We start from the raw sequence: 18,247 nt of genomic DNA, 5'->3' as shown, positions 1-18,247 counted from the left end.
ATCGCCGCCGTCAGCGTCGTCTTGCCGTGGTCAACGTGACCAATCGTGCCGATGTTGCAATGCGGCTTGCCGCGCTCAAACTTTTCCTTTGCCATCTCTCAAGACGCCTCATGCTTTTGGGGGTACACCCGACCCGGTTCAACATGGCGCGCCAAATATGAGGTTGCCACGGGAAAATCAAGCGCTGATCCGCATCGGACCGTTACAGATCAATCAGCTGTCTTCGGCTGCCTCTGCTGCGCCCGTGCCCGCCACCGGGGTCATGAACCAACCGGCTTCTGCCTGCTGTTCACGCAGCCACTCCTCGATCAGTTTCGCGGTGCCCTCCACGAGGCGTTGCATGGTCTCCTCGCGGCTCGTGGTAATGCGCGATTCGAACACCTGTGCGTTCAGGATCAGCTCCGGCTCTTCGTTTAGCTTGGCCTGTGCCTGATCGTCCCAGACCGTGACACGCACGGCGAGGTAGGACTTACCCGGCACGATCGGCGGCGGCAGGGAATACCCTTCGACACTGACCCCGAGGTGATAGAATTTTGAGCCGGTAAAGCGATTGAACCGCGTCTCGAGAGCGGAATCGAGCAACGTGGTCCATTCCTCTGCGCTGGCATCGCGCGAGACCAGAAGCTGCTGGATATTTGGCGCCACGACTTCGGAAAAACCGAGCTTGAAATCGCCAAGCGGTTCAACCGGGCCGGAAAGGTCCTGCGTGGCATCGGTGCAGGCCGCAGCACTCAACAGCAGGACAAAAGCAGATAGACGCAAAGCAATGGACATGTCGCCCTCATGACGTTTTCCCACTCCTACAGCGCTGCCCTCCCAAGCGCAATTGCCCGCCCGTCTCGCGATTGATGCGCGGCGAACCACGCCTACCTAAGCCGGATGGAGGATCGCCCATGACATCCGTAGACAGGCTGAAACCCGACATCGCCCCCTTGCCCGTGCGTGTGCCTTTGGTCACCCGCCCCTTGGGGATCTGGGAATCCCTGCAGGCGTCGCGCGACAATATCCTGTCGATCATTCCGGAAATCGCGACCCATCAGCCGATTGTATCCGGCAAGACCGGCAAGCGTTGGCACATGGTGACGGATCCCGATGCGATCCGGCATATCTTGCTCGAGAATATAGACAATTACCCGAAATCCGATGTCACGAAAAACCTTCTTCGGCCGGCAATCGGCGAATCGCTCTTCATTGCGGAAGGCGCAACTTGGCGCTGGCAGCGCCGCACCGCCGCCCCGGCTTTTTCCCATCGCACTGTGACCAGCCTAGCGCCGATCATGTCGGCGGCCGCGCTGCGCAGCGTGGACCGGATCCGTGCCGCCGGACCCCGCGCGGTCAATTGTCTCGATGAAATGATCACCGCAACCTTCGATGTGATCGCCGATGTCACGTTTTCCAGCGGTGATGCGTTTGACCGCAATGCGGTGCACCGCGCGATCGACGCCTATATCGCAGAGGCGGGCAAACTGTCCCTGTTCGACGTGCTGGGCTTTCCCGATTGGGTGCCCCGGCCCGGGCGCAGTTTTGCCGCTGGCGGCGTGCGGGACATGCGCATAGTGGCCGATGAGGCCATCGCCGCCCGTCTGGCCCGCGGGACGTCAGAGATCCCGGATCTGCTCGATCTGTTGCAAGACGGCGAAGATCCGAAATCCGGGCGCAAGATGACACGCGCGGAACTGCGCGACAATCTTCTGACTTTCATCGTCGCGGGACATGAGACAACCGCGCTCACGCTGGCCTGGTCGCTTTATCTCCTGGCGCATGACGAGGACGTGCAAGACCGGGTGCGAAAGGAAGTGCGCTCTGTGGTGGCGGGTGCTGCCGCCACCGGGCCGGACGTGGCACGTTTACCATTCACGCGACACGTGATCGACGAGGCCCTGCGCCTCTATCCGCCAGCCGGGATGATCTCACGCACGGCGCAGGCCTCCGACAGGCTCTGTGGCAGACAGATCAGGGCCGGAGACACGGTCATCATCCCGATTTATGCGCTGCATCGGCATCGCCGCCTCTGGGAGGCGCCCGACAGCTTCCTGCCGGATCGTTGGGCTGGTGAGAAACCGGCGCGTTATGCCTACCTGCCATTTGGCGATGGGCCGCGTATCTGCATCGGCGCGTCTTTTGCTGTGCAGGAAGCGGTGATCATTCTCGCGACGCTGCTCCGACACTTCCGGTTCAGCGCCGTGAAGGGCAAAGCGCCTGCGCCGGTGATGGTGATCACGCTGCGCCCCGAAGGCGGTGTTTGGCTGGAAGCAACGGAGACGTGACGGCCGGGCCCTCCATCAGACGCCCCGCCGCTGGCTCAGCGGTTCGCCCTTCCGGCGACCGGGCCGTCCACTGGACGCCCCGCCGCTGATCTCAGCGGTCCGCCCTTCGGGGGATCGAACCGTCCATCAGACGCCCCGCCGCTGGCTCGGCGGTTCGCCCTTCCGGGGACCGGGCCGTCCACTGGACGCCCCGCCGCTGATCTCAGCGGTCCGCCCTTCCGGGGATCGGGCCGTCCATCAGACGCCCCGCCGCTGGCTCGGCGGTTCGCCCTTCCGGGGACCGGGCCGTCCACCGGACGCCCCGCCGCTGGTCTCAGCGGTTCGCCCCCGGAACCCACAAGACATCTGCGCGGCCTTCGTCATTGGCAATGCGCGCTGCGACGAAGAACCAGTCCGACAGACGGTTGAGGTAGCGCACCGCGTCAGAGTTGATCGACTCCACCGTCGCCAGTTCAACCGTCAGCCGTTCGGCGCGCCGCGCGACCGTGCGACAATGATGCAGATGCGCGGACAGGGCCGAACCACCGGGAAGAATAAAGCTCCGCAGCGCTTCCAGCCGCGCATTCATCGCGTCGATTTCGCTTTCGAGGCGCGCCGTCTGCGCCCCCGACATGCGCAGCGGCGGATATTCGCGCTCGCCGTCCTTGTCCATATCCGGGAGACACAGGTCCGCACCCAGATCGAACAGGTCGTTCTGGATCCGGTTGAGCGCGGCATCGAGGTCGCCCTCCGCGTGCAGCCGCGCCACGCCGACCACCGAGTTAAGCTCGTCCGATGTGCCGTAAGCCTCGACCCTGGTTGCGAATTTTGCCACCCGCGCGCCATTGCCAAGCGCCGTTTCCCCATGATCACCGGTCTTGGTGTAGATCTTGTTCAGCACAACCATCGTATCAGCCCTTGCCCCGGATCAGAACGAACAGAAGGATCAGCACGACCGCGATCAGCTGTGCAATGATGCGCCACCGCATCGCCTTGTTCGCGTATTTGCGATTGAACTCGCCGCCCTTGGCAAAACTCCCGATGCCAAACAGCAGCACGGCCACAACCGCCAGACAGGCAATCGCGACAATAATGAAAAGCGGGTCTTGTAACATGTAAACTCCCACGGTTTGGGCGTCACATAGCGGAGCCGTGCAGAAAAGCGAACCCGGTCAGCCGCCTTTTGCCAAAAGCCAGTCACGTGCCCGGGTGCTCAGAATCCGGCGCGCAGCTTCCATCAGGCTGCTTGGCGTGGTGATGCGATACCGCGCGCGGGGCCGCCGCGCCTCGAGTGCCCGGATCAAGGCACGCGTCACCGCTGCCGGTGGCAGCTCGAAAGGATCGGGACCGCGCGTCTCGTAAAGCCGCTTCAGCAGCCGGGTTTCGTATTGCGTTCGGCGCGGTGAGGCCTCCCAGTCAATCCACCGCTCGAAATGCGGGATCGAATTCTGCCGGATGCGAGACGTGACCGGCCCGGTGTTGAGCGTCACGACATGGATCGGGGTATCGCGCATTTCGATACGCAACGTGTCGGTCAGCCCCTCAAGCGCGAATTTCGAAGCGTTATACGCTCCACGCCAGGGCATGGTGACGTAGCCGAGCACCGAGGAATGGTTCACGATCCGCCCGTGGCCCTGGGCCCGCATCACCGGAATCACCTTCCGGGTCAGATCGTGCCACCCAAAGAAGTTGGCCTCGAAAACGCTACGCAACGCGTCGGTCGGCAGATCTTCGACGGCGCCGGGAATGGCGAATGCGCCGTTGTTGAACAGCGCGTCGAGCGTCCCACCCGTCGCGCCCAGCACGGTTTCAAGCGCCTTGGTGCTGCTGCCCGGATCTGCATAATCGAGAAAGAGCGCGGTCATGCCCGCCTGTTCGAGAGCGGCAATATCCGCCGGGCGGCGCGCGGTCGCAAACACCCGCCAGCCTCGGGCGTGCAGGGTCAACGCGGCATCACGCCCGATGCCCGATGAGCAGCCTGTGATCAGGATCGATTTTTCAGACATGTGCGCCGTGGCGTTGTTTCAACGGTCACCACCCTTTGAGACCGGCCGCAAAAAAGGCACGCGACCGCGTGCCTTGTTGCAAAACCGGGACGCTGGCGCAATTCCCCGAATATTTGTTGTGCGTCAGGAGTCGCGCAGGAAGCGCGCCGCCATCCATCCGGTCTCCGAGCCATCGAGCGCGCGAAGCTCCACCCAGCCATTTTCTGCCTCGTCCAGAACCTCAACCTCGTTACCGCGGCGCAGCTGATCGACGACGGCGTAGCTCGTCCCGGGGCCGGCGCGCATGTTCACCACGCTTCCCGTCACAACGCGGAAATCTTTGGTGTTTTGAGGCTCGAACAACGCGCCCGACGCGCCCTCCAGCACGAGGGACACAGGCTGGCCGTCTGTCTCGCCTGTCTGGATGAGAGGCTTCTCGACGGGCGCGATGGCCGTCACGAGTTGCAGGGTCGCGAGCGATTCCGGCTGCTTGCGCGTATCGAGAGACGCCTGCTGGATCACCACCCGGTTCGTCGCGCCGGTCACGGCGGTCGCCTTGCTCACGTCCAGCAGTTCAGGAGAGCCCACAGAGGCGCGCGCCAGTTCAATGGAGGATGCATCTTCGAGCGCCTTGCGATCCGTGCCCTTCAACGCGGTTTCTTCCACCGCATCGACTGCTGCAACCAAGGTCACGCCATGGTCGCCCGCGGCGAATTCATCACCACCAGACAACTCATACCAGCACCACCCCAAAACCCCGAAGGTCAGTATCATCAGCCGGGTCATCAAACCACTCCTACATTGCGCAACGTACACCAAGGATTGGCAGAAATCCTCTTGCGCCATTCATGTTTAAACCGATTCCCCAGATGCACTAAGGGAATTCTCGGGAATTTTTCCCGCACCGCGCTTGCCGCGTCGCGGACAGGCGGTTAACACGAAACCTATGGATAATGATGACGACGACCCCAAGATGAGCCCTCGCGACGTGCGCGAGCCGCTGTCGCGCGCAATCGGCGACCGCTATCTGACCTACGCGTTATCCACAATCATGCACCGCGCTCTTCCGGACGCCCGAGACGGGTTGAAGCCGGTGCACCGTCGTATCCTTTATGCAATGCGCAGACTGCGCCTAAGTTCCACGGGCGGCTTCCTGAAATCGGCAAAAATTTCGGGCGACACGATGGGCGACTTCCATCCGCACGGCGACGCCGCGATCTACGACGCCATGGCGCGGCTCGCACAGGATTTCACCATCCGGTATCCCCTGGTCGACGGTCAGGGCAATTTCGGCAATATCGACGGTGATAACCCGGCCGCCTCGCGCTACACCGAAGCGCGCATGACGATCATGTCCGAAGCCCTGCTGGACGGTCTGGACGAGAACGCCGTCGATTACCGCGACAATTACGACGGGCGGCTCCAAGAGCCGGTTGTGCTGCCGGCGTCTTATCCCAACCTGTTGGCCAACGGGTCCTCCGGGATCGCTGTCGGCATGGCGACCAATATTCCGCCGCATAATATCGGCGAGTTGATCGACGCCTGCCTGCACCTGATCAAATCACCCGAAGCCCGCGACGAGACGCTGTTGCAATACGTGCCCGGTCCGGACTTTCCCACCGGTGGCGTGATTGTCGAGCCGCCGGAGAACATCGCCGCCGCATACAAGACCGGGCGCGGATCAATCCGCTTGCGGTGCACATGGGAGGTTGAGGACCTGGGCCGTGGCCAATGGCAGGTCGTGGTGACGGAGATCCCCTACCAGGTCCAGAAATCCAAGCTGGTCGAGCGCATCGCCGAGCTGATCCAGACCAAGAAGGTGCCGATCCTCGCGGATGTGCGCGACGAAAGCGCCGAAGATATCCGGATGATCCTGGAGCCGCGTTCGAAAAACGTGGATCCGGATGTTCTGATGAACATGCTGTTCCGCAACTCCGATCTGGAGACGCGGTTCTCGCTCAACATGAACGTGCTGATCGACGGGGTCACGCCGCAGGTCTGTTCGCTGAAGGAAGTGCTGCGGGCGTTTCTCGATTTCCGGCGCGACGTGTTGCTGCGCCGCTCGCGGCACCGCATGGCCAAGATCGACGCCCGTCTCGAAGTGCTCGAAGGCTTGATGATCGCGTTCCTCAACCTCGATCGCGTGATCGACATCATCCGCTACGACGACGACCCCAAGGCGGCGCTGATGTATGAAAACTGGTCGCGCGATCATCAAGCCGGCATCAGACGCGCCACCGATGACAGCGATTATATCTCGCCTTTGCAAGGGATTGACCTCAAATCTCTGATCTTGGTCGAAGATCCCGGAGCGCGGCTGGAGGGTGTGCTGGCCGAGGGCGATGACGGGGCCGGCACCGCGATCCCGAGACGGTATGACGGGCGCGAGGATGGTCTGTCGGACGTGCAGGCGGAAGCCATCCTCAACATGCGGCTGCGCTCGTTGCGGCGGCTTGAAGAGCTGGAACTGAAGGCCGAGCAGGACAAGCTCATGGCCGAGCGCGCCACCCTTGCGGACCTTCTGGAGAGCACGGATGTGCAGTGGCGCCGGATCGCCGAAGAGCTGCGGGAGACGCGCAAGAAATTTGGCAAGAGCACCGAAACCGGTGCGCGTCGGACGGTTTTTGCCGAGGCGACGGAAGCCGAGGAGGTGCCGCTCGAAGCGATGATCGAGCGCGAACCGATCACCGTCGTGTGCAGCCAGATGGGCTGGATCCGCGCGATGACCGGCCATATCGCTCTGGACCGGGAATTGAAGTTCAAGGATGGCGACGGCCCGCGGTTCATCTTCCATGCCGAGACCACGGACAGGCTCCTCGTCTTTGGATCGAACGGCCGATTTTATACCTTGCAGGCCAGTCAGTTACCCGGTGGTCGAGGCATGGGCGAGCCGGTGCGGCTGATGGTCGACCTGCCCAATGAGGCAGAGATCATCGACCTGTTGATTCACCGTCCGGAGGGCAAATTGCTGGTGGCCTCCTCTGCCGGCGACGGCTTCGTGGTGCCGGAAAAGGACGTGGTCGCGCAGACCCGCGCCGGCAAGCAGGTCTTGAACGTGCGCGGCGACGTGAAGGCCAAGATCTGCACGGCGGTGGACGGGGACCACGTGGCCGTTGTGGGCGAAAACCGCAAGGTATTGGTGTTTGCGCTCGATGAGCTACCAGAAATGGGGCGGGGCAAGGGCGTTCGGCTGCAGAAATACAAGGATGGCGGGCTGTCGGATGCGCGCACCTTCACGCTGGCAGACGGGCTGTCATGGCATGATCCGGCGGGACGCACACGCACCGAAACGGCGCTCGACGAATGGAAAGCAAAGCGCGCCACGGCAGGGCGCATGGCCCCGCGCGGCTTCCCGAGAAACAACCGCTTTACCTGATCCCGAAAGGCCGCCGCAGCGCGTTTCCGGCGATGCACAATCCATGCACATTCGATGCACATTCGATGCACATTCCATGCGCATGACGGATGCATCGAAAACCGCGCGTGATCGGCGCCCCTGACGGAGCGGGCTGTTGAAATGGCGATGCCGGATCGGTGCGATGCTGGCAGCGCAATGGCGGAACACCCCGGCACGCCCCGGATCGCCCCCGGATCGCCGCGATTGGCATCGGACCGCGGGGCGCCCGCGTTGGGACGCGCGAGCACGCAGCGGATTGCCCTGCGGATCACCCCCGGTCACAGGAGGTTGCCTCGAGTCATGCCGGGTCGCATCGATACCACCTGATTTGCGCGCCTTTGCACCGGAAGCGCGCGCGCCGGTCACACCGGCCGCATCCGGTCGAACCGGACTGCGACACAGCGCACAGATTGGCATCGGTTCTTGACCGAGGTGGCCCCAAAAGACCCTGCCAGACACAGGCGCTCGGGCCGCGAAACGGTCCTAGCGCTCGGTCAGCTTCAACTCGATCCGGCGGTTTTGTGCCCGCGCTTCGGCCGTGTCGGCGGGGTTGATCGGCTGATGCTGGCCGAACCCGTTGGCCGCGAGACGATCCGGCGCGATCCCGAGGAAATCGGTCATGTAGCGCACGACAGAAAGCGCGCGGGCCTGGCTCAGCTCCCAGTTATCGGCAAATTCCGCCCCCGGCCTCACGGGGATGTCGTCGGTATGCCCGTCGACGCGGATGATCCAGTCCAGTTCAGACGGGATTTCGGTGGCAACCGAGCGCAGGATGCCCGCGATCTTGGCGATCTCGGCACGGCCTTCGGCGCTGAGATCGGCGGAGCCCAGCTCGAAGAGCACTTCGGAGCTGAACACGAAGCGGTCGCCCACAACGCGGACCCCTTCGGTATTGCCAAGCAGGTCACGCAGCCGCCCGAAAAACTCCGAGCGGTAGCGTTCGAGATTGCGGGCCTGCTCTTCGAGGCGCTTGCGTTCGGCTTCTTCAAGCTGGCGGCGCTTGCGCTCTTCGGCAGCCAGCTGCGCCAGCGCCTGATTGAGTTCCGAGCCAAGGTTCTGCAGTTCGACCTGCGCTTCGCTGTCGGCGGCCTTGGCCTCACCCAGCAGGGTCTGCAACTCGTCAAGCTGGGCGCGCAAAGCGGCGACCTGCTGGTTGAGCAACTCGGCCTGCATCTCGGAGGCGCTGGCCCGCTCCCGGCTTTGCGCAAGCTCTTCGCGGGCTGTGGCCAGAAGATCCTGCCGCTCCTGTGCGGTGGCGGCGCGGTCTTCGGCGCGGGCCTCGGCGGCCTGTTGCGCCGCCAGCGCCGCGGCCAGCCGTTCGCGCGTTTCCTCCACGGTGCTTTGCGCGTCGAACTGCGCCGCGAGGGCCGCCGCGAGCCGCTCTTCGAGCGACCGCGCATCGTCGCTGCGCTCGGTGGCGCGGGCTTCGGCCTCCGCAAGCGCGGCCTGAAGCCGGGCGATTGTCGCGTCGCGCCGGGCCTCCGCCTCGCGGGCGGCTTCAAGCTGGGCACCGAGTTCGGCATTGCGCGCGGCCAGCGTGTCGCGGGCGTCGGCGCCTGCGCTGGCATCGCTGCGGGCCGCGGCCAGATCGGAGACCAGCGCCTGATTGCGGCTGCGCAACGCGTCGATCTCCGTTTGCAGGCTCTCGGCCACGCTGACGCGGGCCAACGCGGCGGCAAGCTGGGCCGAAAGATCGGACAGCCGGGTCTGGTCCGCCTGCGCAATCCCCCGGGCCGTCTCGAGCGCCCGTTCGGCTTCGGCGCGGGCGGTCATCGCGTCGCGCAGGGCCTGCTCGGTCTGACGCCGGGCATCCTGTTCGCGCGCCAGATCGGCCCGCAGCGCGTCGAGCCGGTCATCACTTTCGGACCCGGCGGCCCGCAGATCGGCAAGCGTGGCTTCGAGGCGCGCGATTCGGTCGCTCTGGTCGTCGATGGTGGCCTGCAAGGCGCTGGCCTCCTGTTCGCCACTGGTCAGGGCCTCGGCAAAGCGCGCGTTGAGCGCGGCCTCGGCTTCGCGCGCGGCAAAGAGCTCGGCTTCGAGCGCGGCGATTCGGTTGGCCTGAGCCTCAAGGCGGTCGGTCATGGCCGTCTCGGTCGCAGTCTGCGCCGATTGCGCGGCGGCGAGCTGGTCGGTCAGAGACGCCTCGGCCTGTTGCGCGGCGGCCAGCTCGGCTTCGACCCGCGCAAGCCGCGTGTTCAGCGCAGCGATACGCGATTCCAAATCGCGCGCGGTTGTGTCGTTGGCCACCAGCGCCGCGGCCAGCCGCGCGTTCAGATCGGCCTCGGCCTCGCGCGCCGCAGCCAGCAGCGTCAGGGTTTCCTCCGCCTCGGCGCGTTGCTGTTCCAGCGCCAGCGTCATGGCCGTCAATTCCGCATCGGCGGCTTCCAGCCGGGCACGCAAGGCGGCGGCGGCTTCGGCCTCGGCCAGCCGGGCGGCCTCTTCCTCGGAGAGCGCCTGTTCGAGCGCCGCTAGATCACCGGAAAGGCCACCGATGCGCTCTTCGGCATCGGCAGTCTGGCTGCGCAGGTCAGCCACAAGCGCCTCAAGCGCCTCGCGCTGTGCGGCGGCAAGACGGGCCGCTTCGGTTTGGGCGTCGATCTCGCTCCGGGCATTGGCCAGCGCCAGGTCCAGCGCGTCCCGCTCCGAGAGGATCGCGGCGCGGGCCGCTTCGAGCTGCTCCTGCGTGGCGCGCAGATCGGCCACGGTGGCGCGCGCGTCGTCGCGTTCGGCAAGCAGGGCCGCGACCTGGTCCTCGAAGGCGGTGATCCGGCTTTCGGCGTCGGCGATCTGGGCGGCCTGTCGGTCACGCTGGGCGCTCAGGCTGTCGATGATCCGGGTTTGCTCGGCCAGGCGCGCGGCGTTGTCGGACAGGGTCGCTTCTAGCTCTCCCAGCTCGGAGGTGAGGTCGGCATTGCGGCGCTCCTCGACCCCCAGCGCCGCGGCCAGCGCGGCGATTTCGGCAGAGAGCGTGTTGAGTTCGGATTCCTGGCCGGTGATGGTTTCGCGCAGCACGTATTGCACGATCATGAAGATCGACAGCACGAAGGTCAGCACCAGCAACAGACCGGTCATCGCGTCAACAAAGCCCGGCCAGATATTGGCCTGAAGCCGCGCGCCGCTGCGCCGTGACAGGCCCATGGTCTAGCGCTCCTGACCGGGGCCGCCGGTGCGCGGGGGCGGCGCAGAGCGGGTGATCTTGCCAAGGTTGCGGCTGAGGGCTGCGAGATCGGTGCGCAGCTCGGCCATGGTTTCCTGACGGCCCGCGGAGAGCTCTTCGAGAATGCGCAGCATCTGCACGTCGATGGAGCGCAGGCGCATGCGGCTTTCAGCGTCCAGCCCCTCGGCGGTTTCCTTTTCACGGATCGCGTCGGCCAGACGGTCCTGCCCGTCCGCGATGCGGCTGAGCGCGGTGGCGGAGGGCGCGGTCGCCTCGATCCGTTCGGTCAGGCGCTCGACGCTGTCGGCAAGCTGGCCGAGACGGGTATCGACCTCGGCGCGGGAATGCTCGCTTTCGGCAAAGAGGAATTGCAGGCGCTCCATCTGTTCGGCCATACGGTCGAGCACGATGCCCGCCGCGCCCAGGTCGGGGCCCTCGGTATCGGCAGAGAACCCGATCCGGGTGATCGAGCTGAGCCATTCCTCCAGCTCGCGGTAAAAGCGGTTCTGGCCATGACCTGCGAACAATTCCAGCAGCCCCACGATCAGCGAACAGGCCAGCCCGAGCAGCGAGGAGGCAAAGGCCACGCCCATGCCGCCAAGCTGGGCGTCGAGACCGGTCATCAGGCGGCCGAAGACATCGGTGCCCGATTCCCCGTCTTGCGGATTGAGGCCACGGATCGTGTCCACAAGCGCGGGCACGGTGGTGGCCAGCCCGTAAAACGTGCCGAGCAGCCCGAGGAAAATCAGCAGGCTGACGATATAGCGGGTGATCTCGCGCGCTTCGTCGATCCGGGTCGCGACGCTGTCGAGGATGGAGCGCGTCGAGGTGGTGGTGATCTGCATCCGCTTGTCGCGCCGGCCCAGAAGCGCGGCGAGCGGCGCGAGAAGCTGTGGTGCCTGCGCGCGCACGCCCTGGTCGCCCGCGGCCGTGAAGCGCTCGATCCAGCGCACGGAATACATCAGCTGCGCCACCTGCCAGAAACAGGCCAGCACGCCGACCACGAACACGATGAGGATGAAGCCGTTCAGGTAGGGGTTGGATTCAAAGACCGGCAAAACCCGCGGCAACGCGAGAAACGCGCCGCCCGCGGACAGGCCGAGAACCACCAGCATCGAGATGACCTGGCGGATCGGTTGAGAAAAATGCGGCTCGGCCTCGCGGTCCGGCTGGTCCATCGGGACACCTGACGGGGGTTCTTGTTCTGACGGGAAGACCGTAGGGAATTTCGCGCCTCAAGCCAAGGGCTTGTCCCGTTTGCGCATGCAGATCGGCACGAAAGGCACAACCGACGATCACAGGGTCGCGCGCGGCGCGCAAAAATGACGCGACAGGTGCCAGCGGCGGCGCATTTGGCGGCTTAGCCACAGGCCGCGCCCGTCGGTCGTGGCTCGGGCGGGGCGAAGGCGATGCACGCGGCGTCCCTGCCCGCGCCCGGGAGCGTGCAGACTATCCGCAGAGGGCCGCACAGGTTTGGCCGGAGGGGTCAGCGACGTAGCCCCGGAGACTTGCATAGGGCCCTGTGGGTGTGGCCATGCCAGTTCGGCGATTCATTCACGGTCGCCTGCGCCGGGCTGAGCGAACATGACCATGCGGATCCGACAGGTCACGGAGCGCCCGCAGAGCGCCCCGCAGGTTTAGCCGGAGGCGTCAGCAGTGTATTCCCGGAGACCCGCAGAGGGCCCTGTGGGTGTGGCCATGCCAGTTCGGTGGATCACCCGCGCCGGGCTGAGCGCACATGACCATGCGGATCCGGCCGGTCATGGACCGCCCGCAGAGCGCCGCGCAGGCTTTGCCGGAGGGGTTAGCAGCGCAGTCTCGGAGACCCGCAGAAGGGCCTGTGGGGATGGCCATGCGAGTTCGGCGAGTCATTGACGATCGCCCGCGCCGGATGGAGCGGACATGACCCTTCGGATCCGGCAGGTCATCGGGCCGTCCGCAGAGGGCGCCGGGGACCCCAGCCGTTCAGCGCCCGAGCGGTCTCCGGCTGCCCGCGCAGGGCGGCGCGGGCTGGACCGGTTGGCTCCGACGGTGCGCCTCGGGCCGGCCTCAGCCGCCCGACAACAGCGCGCGCACCCGTTCGGTCAGCCAATGCAGATCCGCGTCAGGGATGCCGAGTTCGTCGAGATGGGCGGCTGTGTTGTAGAGATATTCGCTGTTCGGGCCACGCCCGCCATGGGCCCGCGCGATGATATGGGCTTGCTCTTCGAGCGGCAGCGACCCGCAATATTGCCCGTGGTCCGCGTCGATCACATAGGTCACTGTCTCGATGCGGCGGCCATCTGCCAGAGCCACCGGGAGCACCTTTTCGAGATAGGCCGAGGAGACCAGTTCCCGCTCGCGCAGATAGGTCAGGGTCGCGTCTTCGGTGCCCGGCATCGCGCGCAAGGCCAGCCCGTCACAGCTGGCTCCGGGATGCGCGTCCAGCGCGAGGACAAGGCCCGGTTCCGTTTCGGTGCCGCGGTGATGGATCGACCGCATGCAAAAGCTGCGCGCATAACCATGCAGGGTGGCATGGGCGGTTTCTGCCACCTCGAAACCGGGGTTCCAGAGCAAGGACCCGTAACCGAAAACCCAAAGCGTCATATCCATTCGTCCTTTGCCGGTGGCGCTCCGCAAGCCGCCCCGAAACCGCTTCGCCGTCGTCCCGGCACCGAACCGGGACAGATCCGCTTCAGCCGATGCCCCGCGCCCTGCCCCGTATACGCCCCGATCACAGGTTGCAGCGCGTATCACGATGCGGGATGGTTTGGCTGTGCGGCCCTGCCTATAGACCGAAGCCGCCGGGGATGTAAGAGACCCCGCATCGGACCGGGGCCCGGATCGGGCCGGCGGTGATCGGGTCGCCTAAGATCGGGTCGCCTGAGATCCGGGCAGGCCACGGCGCGAAGCACGCCCCTGCTGCCCCATCGGGATGGGCTGTTCGGGCTGTCCTGCGCGTTGGGGGATGGCGGGATGGCTCCGGGCGAAAGGGTCACGGGCGCGGCACAACGGATGACGGAGAGCGGATGGCGACTGGCCGGCGCGTGAGACGAGGGATTGGCATGAAACAACTGACGCTGCTTGTGGTTGCGGCTGCGCTGGCATGGTCGGGGTTCTGGCTCTGGTCGCAACAGGCACGCCATGCGGCTGTGGCGGACTGGGTTGAGGAGCGGCGGTTGGATGGCTGGGACATCGAGATCGGCGCGGCGTCTGTCAGGGGCTTTCCGAACCGGCTCGACACGACGCTCGACACGCTGCGCATCAGCGATCCGCAAAGCGGGATGACCTGGGAGGCGCCGTTCGTCCAGATCCTCGAACTGGTCTACAATCCCGGCCATGTGATCCTTGTCTTCCCGCCACGGCAGGTGCTGTCGCAGGGGCGCGACGGCGTGGAGATCGAGAGCGAGGGCCTGCGCGCCAGCGCCGTGTTCGAAGGCGCGGCTCTGGACCGCTTCAACCTTGAAGCGACGCTCGTGAACCTGTCGGGCGACTCCCTTGCGGTGGCACTGGCCGGGCTCAACGCCGGTGTCGCGCGCGTGCCTGCGGAGGAACCTCGCTATCGGCTTGCGCTGGCGGTGGATGCCATAGCAGGGGACGGGCAGCGGCCTCTGGCCGGTTCGGACCGGATCGACGCGCTTGTTGCGCAGGCGGAAGTGGTGTTTGACCGGGCATGGGAGGGCACAGGGCTTGAACCACCGCGCCCGCAGCCCACCCGCATCGACCTGCGGCAGGCCACCTATAGGGTCGACGATCTAGAGCTTGCGCTTGCCAGCGATGTCACCATCGACGCGCAGGGGCGCGCCACGGGCAGTCTTGCGGTGCGCGCGGCGAACTGGCGCACAGCCCTTGAGGGCGGCGGACTGGCAGACGCGCTGCCTGCGGAGGTGATTGCGGCGATCGAAGACGGGCTTGGCCTTCTGGCCCAGCTTTCCGGCAATCCCGATACGCTCGACCTGACCATCACGCTGCGGGAGGGGAAAACCGCGATCGGGATCATCCCGCTGGGCGACGCGCCGCGCCTGACCATTCCCTAGGACGTCGCGGACCCGTCCCGCACGGGTCCCCGACGCGACACGCCGCCCTTGCGTCTTGAGGGCGGGGCCGTGACACTGCGTGTCACAAGCAATCCGAGGGGGAGAGACGCCATGGCCGAGGATCTCGCGGCGCGAATCGCCGCCAAGCAGGACGAGCTGATCGCGCTGACCCAGGATCTGGTCCGCATCCCGACCCTGAATCCGCCGGGGGCCCATTACCGCGACATCTGCGAATATCTGCGCAAACGTCTGAGCCTGGAAGGCTTTTCCTGTGAAATGGTGCGGGCCACGGGGGCGCCGGGAGACAGCGACCGCTATCCGAGGTGGAACATCGTGGCGCGCCGGGAGGGGTCGCGGCCCGGCGATTGTGTGCATTTCAACGCCCACACGGATGTGGTCGAGGTCGGACAGGGCTGGACCCGCGATCCGTTTGGTGGCGCGCTGGAAGGCGACCGGATCTACGGGCGCGGGGCCTGCGACATGAAGGGCGGGCTGGCCGCCTCGATCATCGCGGCAGAGGCGTTTGCCGAGGCCCATCCCGATCACGCCGGTGCCATCGAGATCAGCGGCACGGCGGATGAGGAATCGGGAGGGTATGGCGGTGTCGCCTATCTCGCAGAGCAGGGGTATTTCTCCCCCGAGCGGGTGCAGCACGTGATCATTCCGGAGCCGCTTGGGCATGACCGGATCTGCCTTGGCCATCGCGGTGGCTGGTGGGCGGAAATCGAGACAAGGGGCGAGATCGCGCACGGATCGATGCCGTTTCTCGGTGATTGCGCCATAAGGCATATGGGTGCGGTGCTCGACGCGTTCGAACGCGATCTGTTCCCCGCCATGGCGGCGCGGCGCACGGCGCTGCCGGTGGTGCCGGATGGCGCGCGCCATGCCACGATGAACATCAACGCGATCCATGGTGGTGAGCCCGAACAGGCCAGCGACTACACCGGTTTGCCCGCCTGCTGCGTGCCGGACAGCTGCCGGATCATGATCGACCGCCGCTATCTTGTCGAAGAGCCGTTTGAGGCGGTGCAGGGCGAGGTCATCGCGATCCTGGAGCGGCTCAAGGCGGAGCGCCCGAAATTTGACTACGCGCTGCGCGATATCAACCGCATCACCCCGTCCATGACGGAGCGTGACGCGCCCGTGGTGACGACGGTGAGCGGGGCGATCCGCGATATCCTGGGGCAGGACCCGGACTACGTGGCCTCGCCCGGTTCGTATGACCAGAAGCATATCGATCGGATCGGGCGGCTGAAGAACTGCATCGCCTATGGTCCGGGCGAGCTTGAGCTGGCGCACAAGCCCGACGAATGGATCAGCGTCGCGGCGATGGTGTCCTCGGCGCAGGTCATGGGGCGCGCGCTGGAGAAGTTGCTCCTGCCGGAGGGCTAGGGCTGCCGGAGCGGACGGACCGGGTGCGGTGGACGGGCCAGGCGCGGCGGGCGGATCGGGTGCGGCGCGCGGGCTGAGTGCGGTGCGCGGATCGGGTGCGGCGGATCGGCGCGAGGCGCGCCGGGCCTTGCGGCGCGATGAGCAGAACCCTCCCCTATGCGCTCACGCGGTGCCTCTATCCGCTCAGGCGGTGCCCCGTTGCGCTCACATGGTGCCTCTATCCGCGCACATGATGCCCCGTGGCGCTCACATGCTGCCCCGTTGCGCTCACATGGTGCCCGGTTGCGCTCAGGCGGTGCCCCGATGCGCTCAGGCGGTGCCGCCTTCTGCGGACAGCATCAGCGCGGAGACCCCGAGCGATTCGAGCGCGGCTTCCCATTTCTCCGCATCCGGCAGGTCAAAGATGATGCGCGGCGCGGCATCGCATACCAACCAGGCATTCATCGCAAGTTCGTTCTCCAGCTGCGACGCGCCCCAGCCCGCATAGCCCAGCGCCATGAGCCATTTGGCCGGGCCCCGGCCGCGCGCCACGTCCTCCAGCAAATCAAGCGTGCCAGTCATGTGCAGGCTGTCGCTCACCTGCATGGCGCTGTCGCGGGGCGGATCCTCTGCCGCGTGCAGCACGAAACCCCGGCCCATCTCGACCGGGCCGCCAAAATGCACGGGCCGGTCGGCAAGCCCCGGTGCGGCGGGAATATCGAGCTGTTCCAGCAGGTTTGGCAGGGTGACCTCGTCGCTGGGTTTGTTCACGATCACGCCCATGGCCCCCTGTTCGGAGTGGTCACACAGGAACACGACGCTGTGGTCGAATCGCGGGTCGCCCATGCCGGGCATGGCGATCAGCATGCGCCCTGTGAGATGCTCAACGGTGGAGTGGGGCTGCGGCGTCATTGCGCGCGGGACGATGATGCGGTCATGACAAGAGCATGGGTGCGCTTGCCGCGTGATGCAAGGGCCAGAGACAAAAGCCTCGCGCCTTTGCATGGCATTGGCGCGCGAACCGGCGCTCCCATTGCAAGAGAACGTCCGGACGTGCCGCCAGTCACGCAGATGCGCAGGACGGTTATCCAGTCGTGACTTCCCTTTTTGCCGAAATGCCCGCATGACTGAGGGATGAAACGACTTTTGTGCCTGTTGCTGTGGATCGCGCTGCCGGGTTGGGCTTTTGCCAACCCCTACGCGGATGTTGTCGAGAGCGAGCTCCGCCCGGGATGGCGGCTTGCCGATGGCACACATATGGCAGCGCTGCATCTCAAGCTCGCGCCCGGCTGGAAAACCTATTGGCGCGCGCCGGGGGATGCGGGGATCCCGCCCCTGTTCGGCTGGAGCGGCGCGCAAAACCTGCGCAGCGTCGCGGTGCACTGGCCCGTGCCCGAGGTGTTCTGGCAATCGGGGATGCGCTCGGTTGGCTATGAAAACGAAGTTGTGCTTCCGCTCCGGGTGACACTGCGCGATCCGGCGCAAGCTGCGCGGCTCAAAGGCGTGGTGGATATCGGGATTTGCTACGATGTCTGCCTGCCCCACCGCGTGCGCTTTGACGCGATGCTGCCGCCGGAGACCTCACGACCCGATCCGCGCATCGCGGCGGCCCTCGCCGATCAGCCCCTGAGCGCAAGCGAGGCCGGTGTCCGCAGCGTGCGCTGTGCCGTGGCGCCCAGCGCGGACGGGCTGACCCTGACCGCGGAAATCCAGTTGCGCGGGCGGGCCGGACCGGTCGACACGGTGATTGAAACCGCCGATCCTCAGGTTTGGGTTGCCGAGCCGGACACGCAGCGCCGCGGGTCAACGATCTCTGCGCGCACGGAGCTGCGCCACATGTCCGGCAGCCCTTTTGCCCTCGATCGGTCGGGCGTGCGGATCACGGTGCTGACCGGCAGCACGGCCATCGACATTCGCGGCTGTTCCGGCTGAGCCGGAAGCCGGCGGCGCGGCTGGGCGTGGCGCACCGGGCTTAATGGTTCAGACCACGGCCGCGTTGACGCGCAGATGGCGGGGTGCAACGGCCTCGGGCTGAAACGGCACGACCGGCGGGTGACGCTAGCGCGGGGGCGATG

The 18,247-nt window shown here is 65.9% G+C and carries 15 protein-coding genes; 5 read left to right on the top strand and 10 right to left on the bottom strand.

Annotation, left to right across the window (positions count from 1 at the left end):
• Window positions 1-95 (bottom strand): GTP-binding protein (locus J1C49_RS16590; RefSeq protein ID WP_227446961.1); only part of this gene is annotated, 95 nt, incomplete at its 3' end.
• 118 nt (window positions 96-213) lie between these two features.
• Complete coding sequence (locus tag J1C49_RS16585; protein ID WP_227446957.1) at window positions 214-774, bottom strand: hypothetical protein; 561 nt, start codon at window positions 772-774, stop codon at window positions 214-216.
• 119 nt (window positions 775-893) lie between these two features.
• On the opposite strand from J1C49_RS16585, the gene J1C49_RS16580 reads away from it, so the two are divergent.
• Window positions 894-2,267, top strand: coding sequence for a cytochrome P450 (locus tag J1C49_RS16580; RefSeq protein WP_227446956.1), 1,374 nt, complete (start codon window positions 894-896; stop codon window positions 2,265-2,267).
• A gap of 313 nt (window positions 2,268-2,580) precedes the next feature.
• Here the strand turns inward: J1C49_RS16580 and J1C49_RS16575 are convergent, their stop codons facing one another.
• From J1C49_RS16575 to J1C49_RS16560, 4 genes are all read right to left on the bottom strand, one after another.
• Window positions 2,581-3,153: a cob(I)yrinic acid a,c-diamide adenosyltransferase gene (locus tag J1C49_RS16575; protein WP_227446955.1), complete on the bottom strand. Its 573-nt coding sequence runs from the start codon at window positions 3,151-3,153 to the stop codon at window positions 2,581-2,583.
• A 4-nt stretch (window positions 3,154-3,157) separates the two neighbouring features.
• On the bottom strand, window positions 3,158-3,361 hold the full coding sequence (locus J1C49_RS16570) for a twin transmembrane helix small protein (RefSeq protein ID WP_227446954.1): 204 nt from the start codon (window positions 3,359-3,361) through the stop codon (window positions 3,158-3,160).
• A 57-nt stretch (window positions 3,362-3,418) separates the two neighbouring features.
• Entirely contained in the window at window positions 3,419-4,252 is an 834-nt protein-coding gene (locus tag J1C49_RS16565; RefSeq protein WP_227446953.1) for an SDR family NAD(P)-dependent oxidoreductase, read from the bottom strand.
• 123 nt (window positions 4,253-4,375) lie between these two features.
• Entirely contained in the window at window positions 4,376-5,017 is a 642-nt protein-coding gene (locus J1C49_RS16560; protein WP_227446952.1) for an SH3 domain-containing protein, read from the bottom strand.
• Window positions 5,018-5,177: 160 nt separating this feature from the next.
• On the opposite strand from J1C49_RS16560, the gene J1C49_RS16555 reads away from it, so the two are divergent.
• The gene (locus tag J1C49_RS16555) at window positions 5,178-7,607 is read left to right on the top strand and encodes a DNA topoisomerase IV subunit A (RefSeq protein ID WP_227446951.1); all 2,430 of its coding nucleotides are present in this window, start codon (window positions 5,178-5,180) and stop codon (window positions 7,605-7,607) included.
• 504 nt (window positions 7,608-8,111) lie between these two features.
• On the opposite strand, the gene J1C49_RS16550 is transcribed toward J1C49_RS16555, so the two are convergent.
• From J1C49_RS16550 to J1C49_RS16540, 3 genes are all read right to left on the bottom strand, one after another.
• Window positions 8,112-10,766, bottom strand: a complete 2,655-nt coding sequence (locus J1C49_RS16550) for a peptidoglycan -binding protein (protein WP_227446950.1) — start codon at window positions 10,764-10,766, stop codon at window positions 8,112-8,114.
• A 3-nt stretch (window positions 10,767-10,769) separates the two neighbouring features.
• Window positions 10,770-11,963: a biopolymer transporter ExbB gene (locus J1C49_RS16545; protein ID WP_227446949.1), complete on the bottom strand. Its 1,194-nt coding sequence runs from the start codon at window positions 11,961-11,963 to the stop codon at window positions 10,770-10,772.
• 871 nt (window positions 11,964-12,834) lie between these two features.
• The gene (locus tag J1C49_RS16540) at window positions 12,835-13,371 is read right to left on the bottom strand and encodes a gamma-glutamylcyclotransferase (RefSeq protein WP_227446948.1); all 537 of its coding nucleotides are present in this window, start codon (window positions 13,369-13,371) and stop codon (window positions 12,835-12,837) included.
• 458 nt (window positions 13,372-13,829) lie between these two features.
• Between J1C49_RS16540 and J1C49_RS16535 the strand changes: the two genes are divergently transcribed.
• Both J1C49_RS16535 and J1C49_RS16530 read left to right on the top strand, forming a co-directional pair.
• Entirely contained in the window at window positions 13,830-14,801 is a 972-nt protein-coding gene (locus tag J1C49_RS16535) for a DUF2125 domain-containing protein (RefSeq protein ID WP_227446947.1), read from the top strand.
• A gap of 111 nt (window positions 14,802-14,912) precedes the next feature.
• Window positions 14,913-16,193 (top strand): acetylornithine deacetylase/succinyl-diaminopimelate desuccinylase family protein, encoded by a 1,281-nt coding sequence (locus tag J1C49_RS16530; protein WP_227446946.1) that lies wholly within the window; start codon window positions 14,913-14,915, stop codon window positions 16,191-16,193.
• A gap of 309 nt (window positions 16,194-16,502) precedes the next feature.
• Here the strand turns inward: J1C49_RS16530 and J1C49_RS16525 are convergent, their stop codons facing one another.
• Window positions 16,503-17,084 (bottom strand): YqgE/AlgH family protein, encoded by a 582-nt coding sequence (locus J1C49_RS16525; RefSeq protein WP_227446945.1) that lies wholly within the window; start codon window positions 17,082-17,084, stop codon window positions 16,503-16,505.
• Between the two features lie 222 nt (window positions 17,085-17,306).
• On the opposite strand from J1C49_RS16525, the gene J1C49_RS16520 reads away from it, so the two are divergent.
• Window positions 17,307-18,104: a protein-disulfide reductase DsbD domain-containing protein gene (locus J1C49_RS16520; RefSeq protein ID WP_227446944.1), complete on the top strand. Its 798-nt coding sequence runs from the start codon at window positions 17,307-17,309 to the stop codon at window positions 18,102-18,104.
• The last annotated feature ends 143 nt before the right edge of the window (window positions 18,105-18,247 follow it).

The organism is Cognatishimia sp. F0-27, from assembly GCF_020667845.1.
Lineage (GTDB): Bacteria > Pseudomonadota > Alphaproteobacteria > Rhodobacterales > Rhodobacteraceae > JAFMPQ01.
This window is presented reverse-complemented; position numbering and strand designations above follow the sequence as displayed.